4 protein-coding genes and 1 pseudogene are annotated in these 4,849 nt (G+C 68.5%); all 5 read left to right on the plus strand.

The features are described 5' to 3' along the window. Positions 1 to 1,791: phosphoribosylformylglycinamidine synthase subunit PurL (purL, locus tag AC2VOP_RS13925; RefSeq protein WP_486961518.1), on the plus strand; the 1,791-nt coding region annotated here is incomplete at its 5' end. After that, positions 1,788 to 3,512, plus strand: a complete 1,725-nt coding sequence (locus AC2VOP_RS13930; RefSeq protein WP_486961519.1) for an alpha/beta hydrolase — start codon at positions 1,788 to 1,790, stop codon at positions 3,510 to 3,512. The genes purL and AC2VOP_RS13930, both read left to right, overlap by 4 nt. After that, on the plus strand, positions 3,512 to 4,162 hold the full coding sequence (locus AC2VOP_RS13935; protein ID WP_486961520.1) for an Rv0804 family intramembrane glutamic endopeptidase: 651 nt from the start codon (positions 3,512 to 3,514) through the stop codon (positions 4,160 to 4,162). The genes AC2VOP_RS13930 and AC2VOP_RS13935 overlap by 1 nt, the downstream gene beginning before the upstream one ends. A 1-nt stretch (position 4,163) precedes the next feature. Next, complete coding sequence (locus AC2VOP_RS13940) at positions 4,164 to 4,586, plus strand: sterol carrier family protein (protein WP_486961521.1); 423 nt, start codon at positions 4,164 to 4,166, stop codon at positions 4,584 to 4,586. A 64-nt stretch (positions 4,587 to 4,650) separates the two neighbouring features. After that, positions 4,651 to 4,849: pseudogene (locus AC2VOP_RS13945) on the plus strand (amidophosphoribosyltransferase); the annotation flags it as partial.

The following is a 4,849-nucleotide window of genomic DNA, read 5'->3' on the forward strand; positions in this document are numbered from 1 at the left end:
GGAAACTCGCTGGGGCTGCCCAACATCGGCGGCGAGACAGTCTTCGACGCCTGCTACGCCGGCAACCCGTTGGTCAACGCGCTGTGTGTCGGCGTGCTGAAAAAAGAGGATCTGCACCTGGCGTTCGCGTCCGGCGTCGGCAACAAGATCATCCTGTTCGGCGCCCGAACCGGCCTCGACGGCATCGGCGGCGTGTCGGTGCTGGCGTCGGAGACCTTCGGCGGCGACGAGGGCGGCGCCGCCGGCCGCAAGAAACTGCCGTCGGTTCAGGTCGGTGACCCGTTCACCGAGAAGGTGCTCATCGAATGCTGCCTGGAGTTGTACGCAGCAAACCTCGTGGTCGGCATCCAGGATCTCGGTGGTGCCGGGCTATCCTGCGCTACATCGGAATTGGCGTCTGCTGGTGACGGCGGAATGAGCATCGAGCTGGACAAGGTACCGCTGCGCGCCGCCGACATGACCCCGGCGGAGGTGCTCTCCAGCGAGTCGCAGGAGCGGATGTGCGCGGTGGTCGCTCCGGCGAACGTCGAAAAGTTCTTGGCGGTGTGCCGCAGATGGGACGTGCTGGCCACGGTGATCGGCGAGGTCACCGACGGCGACCGGCTGCAGATCACCTGGCACGGTGAGACCGTCGTCGACGTGCCGCCGCGTACCGTCGCACACCAGGGGCCGGTTTATCATCGCCCGCTCGCCCGGCCGGAGGCCCAGGCCGCGCTGAACGCCGACACCTCGGCCAGGCTCCCGCGTCCGTTAACCGGCGAGGAACTGCGCGCGACTTTGCTTGCGCTGCTGGGTAGCCCGCATCTGTGCAGCCGCGCGTTCATCACCGAGCAATACGACCGCTACGTCCGCGGCAACACCGTGCTGGCCGAACACGCCGACGGCGGGGTGCTGCGCGTCGACGAAGCCACCGGGCGTGGCATCGCGATCTCCACCGACGGATCGGGGCGCTACACCGCCCTGGACCCTTACACCGGCGCCCAGCTCGCGCTGGCTGAGGCGTACCGCAACGTCGCCGTCACCGGCGCCACCCCGGTGGCCGTCACCAACTGCCTCAACTTCGGCTCCCCGGAGGACCCCGGCGTCATGTGGCAGTTCGCCGAGGCGGTGCGCGGCCTGGCCGACGGCTGTGTGGCCCTCGGGATTCCGGTCACCGGCGGCAACGTCAGCTTCTACAACCAGACCGGTACGACGCCGATTCACCCCACCCCGGTCATCGGCGTACTCGGCGTTCTCGACGACGTCAGCCGCCGCCTCCCGACTGCCATGGGCGCCGAGCCGGGGGAGACGCTGATGCTGCTCGGCGACACCCGCGACGAGTTCGACGGCTCGGTCTGGGCCCAGGTGACCGCGGACCACCTGGGCGGTCTACCGCCTAAGGTCGACCTGTCCCGGGAGAAGCTGCTGGCTGACGTGCTGTGCGCGGCGTCGCGTGACGGCCTGGTTTCCGCGGCGCATGATCTGTCCGAGGGCGGACTGGCCCAAGCCCTCGTCGAATCCGCACTCGCTGGCGAAACCGGTTGTCGCATAGTGGTTCCCGAAGGATTTAGTACAGGAACAGGTCCGTTCACCTTTCTCTTCTCCGAATCTGCCGGCCGGGTGCTGGTGGCGGTCCCGCGTACCGAGGAGAGCCGATTCCGGGCGATGTGCCATGCACGCGGACTGCCCGCCGTGCGCATCGGCGTCGTAGACCAGGACTCAGACGCCCTGGAAGTGCAGGGCTTGTTCAGCGTGTCCCTGCAGGAATTACGCGATACCTACGAGGGTGTGCTGCCAGGATTGTTCGGATGAGACCAGCCCGCACCGGCGCGCATCACCCGCTGCTGGTGTGGGCGTGGAGCCTGCTGCGACTGCAGTTCGTCGGAGTCGCGTTCGGCGCGCTGTTCTTCTGCCTGTCGCTGACACCGTCGCTGCTGCCGCGCGACTGGCTGTTTCAGGGGTTGATCGGCGGCGGCAGCGCCGCGTTCGGGTACGCCCTGGGTGTACTGCTCAGCACAGTCGTCCACCGGACAGTGCTGCACGACGCCAGTTGGTGGCCGCCTCCACGCCGAATGCTGTTGGCGCTGAAGGCGGCCGTGGTGGTGGCCGCCCCGGCGTCCTGTCTGCTGATGCTGATCCCGGCCGCCGGCTGGCAACGCCAGGTCTCTGCGCTGATGGACATCCAAGGTCCGACGACGCCGGCCTATCTGCGCACCCTGCTTGTCGCGATGGCAGTGTCCGCGCTGCTGGTGTCGGCGGCCCGGATGGTGATCGATGCGATCAAGCTGTTGGCCAGGAGACTGATCCGGCGCTGGCATCTGCATGACGAGGTCGCGCTGTTCATCGGCAGTGCAGTCGTCGTCGTGCTGTTGATCACCCTGATCAACGGCGTGCTCATCCGCGGCTTCTTCGTCGGCGCCAATGCGTTGTCCGAGCCGCAGAATAGCGCCACCAAGACTGGGGTAGAGCAACCCCTGCAACCCGAAAGATCCGGCAGCACAGCATCTTTGGTGCCGTGGGATACCCTCGGCTTTCAGGGCCGCAGCTTCGTCGCCGGTGGGCCGCGTGCCGACGAACTCGCTCGGGTCAACAGCCGGCCCGCCAAGGAGCCCATCCGGGTCTACGCCGGCCTGCACAGCGCCCCAGACGACCGGGCCCGGATGGAGCTGCTGGTCGAAGAACTGGACCGCACCAAAGCCTTCGACCGCCAGGTGCTGGCGATCATCCCGACCACCGGCACCGGCTGGATCAACCCGGTGGCTGCCCGAGCGCTGGAAATGGTCTACAACGGCGACACCGCGCTGGTCGGTGTTCAGTACTCCTACCTGCCGAGCTGGATCTCGTTCTTGGCCGACCGGCAGAAATCGATGGATTCCGGCCGGATGCTCATCGACACCATTCACCACCGCTGGCGACAGCTGCCCACGGACCATCGCCCCAAGCTGGTGCTCTATGGCGAGAGCCTGGGGGCACTGGCCGGCCAGGCCGCCTTCGGCTGGCTCCCCGACATCGCGGAGATGGGATTCGACGCGGTGCTGTGGGTGGGGCCGCCGAATACCAGTAATCTTTGGCACGCTTTGGTGGTGCGGCGTGACCCGGGCAGCACCGAAGTGCTGCCGCGCTACGACAATGGGCGCACGGTGCGATTCGCCCAGGGCACCGATCCGGATGAGGTCGCTCGGATCGCGGCGCCGCCCTGGCAGGGTCCCCGGGTGCTGTTTCTGCAGCACGCCTCCGACCCGGTGGTGTGGTGGTCGCCCGATCTGCTGTTCATGCGGCCGGACTGGCTGGCCGAGCCGCCCGGAGCGGACCGCACCGTGTCGATGCGCTGGTATCCGGTGGTGACGTTCTGGCAGGTGGCTGCCGACTTGAGCAACGGCGAAGCGATGCCGCCCGGGCACGGCCACAACTACACCAACACCGTGTTGGACGGCTGGGTGGCGGTGCTGCCACCGGACGGTTGGACGGCCGGCGACACCGAACGTATCCGGGCCGCCATGCAGCAGAACCTGGCTGCTCAGGATTCCGGATAATGCTGCGTCAACGGAGAAATGCCGCCAGAGCGGTGGCGCTGGCCACCGGCCTGGTCGGTTGGAGCTTTGTCGGCCCCCGGATCCCGACGCGGTGGCGGACGCTGATTCAAGCCGGCGGCGGCACCCTACTGATAATGGCCACCCGGACCACCCGGGCCACTATGGCTGGCCTGACGCCGCCGCGACTGTGGTCGGGGCTGCGGGCGGGTCTGCCCGCAGCGGCAGCGATAACCACCGCGGTCGCGGCCAGCACTGCGGTGCCGGCTGTGCACACAGCGATGACGGCGCGTGACGTGCCGGACTCGTCGCTCCGTTGGCTGGCGCTGCACATCCCGCTGGGTACGGTTTGGGCGCAGGAGGCCGCGTTCCGGGCAGCGTTGCCGGCAGCCACCGGTGTCGCCGGGACACCGTGTGCGCAGCTGTTGCAGGCGGTCACGTTCGGCCTGTCCCACATCGCCGACGCCCGCGGCAACGGAGACCCGGTGGTCCCCACCGTGCTGATCACCGGGGTCGCCGGCTGGCTGTTCGGTTGGCTGGGGGATCGTGCGGGCAGCCTGGTGGCGCCGATCTGCGCGCACCTGGCGATCAACGAGGCCGGTGCGGTGGCCGTGCTCACTGTGCACGCCGCGCGACGACGGTCCGGACATTGACATGGCGGCCCAAGACGCGCAAGACGCGCAAGACGCGCAAGACGCGCAAAACAAGGCCGCGCAGACCCGTGCTGCCGTCCTGGCCGTCGCCGACTGGCTGCACGACGACACCCAGCCCGCACCGGACCGGGCCGACCTAGCCGCTGCGGTCCGCCTGACCGCCCGAACGCTGGCGGCCGCAGCACCCGGCGCCAGCGTGGAGGTACGTGTCCCGCCGTTCGTGGCGGTGCAGTGCATCACGGGCCCGCGGCACACTCGCGGCACGCCACCCAACGTCGTCGAAACCGATCCGCGGACCTGGCTGCTGCTGGCCTGCGGAGCGTTGACGGTGGCCGAGGCGGCGGCCACCGGGGCGCTCCAGCTCTCCGGTTCCCGCGCGGGCGAGATCGTGTCCTGGCTGCCGCTGGTGCACTTACCGGCGTGACACCGGATAGACTGCGCGGTGTCACCGTCGCTGTCACCGTCTGTGCCCGGGAGCCCGCCTTATCGTGACCGCCCAGCCGCCGCGCTATGAGAGCTATGAGAGCAAGCCTCGCGAAGAGTGCGGCGTATTCGGGGTGTGGGCGCCCGGTGAAGAGGTAGCCAAACTGACCTACTACGGCCTGTACGCGCTGCAACACCGGGGTCAGGAAGCGGCCGGTATCGCCGTCGCCGACGGATCCCAGGTGGTGGTCTTCAAAGACCTCG

This window comes from Mycobacterium sp. TH-M106 (assembly GCF_057473765.1).

What these genes read in the sequence shown, in the direction of transcription:
- AC2VOP_RS13930 (WP_486961519.1), top strand. Translation starts at nt 1,788, where the DNA reads ATGAGACCAGCCCGCACCGGCGCGCATCACCCGCTGCTGGTGTGGGCG.
- AC2VOP_RS13935 (WP_486961520.1), top strand. Translation starts at nt 3,512, where the DNA reads ATGCTGCGTCAACGGAGAAATGCCGCCAGAGCGGTGGCGCTGGCCACC.
- AC2VOP_RS13940 (WP_486961521.1), top strand. Translation starts at nt 4,164, where the DNA reads ATGGCGGCCCAAGACGCGCAAGACGCGCAAGACGCGCAAGACGCGCAA.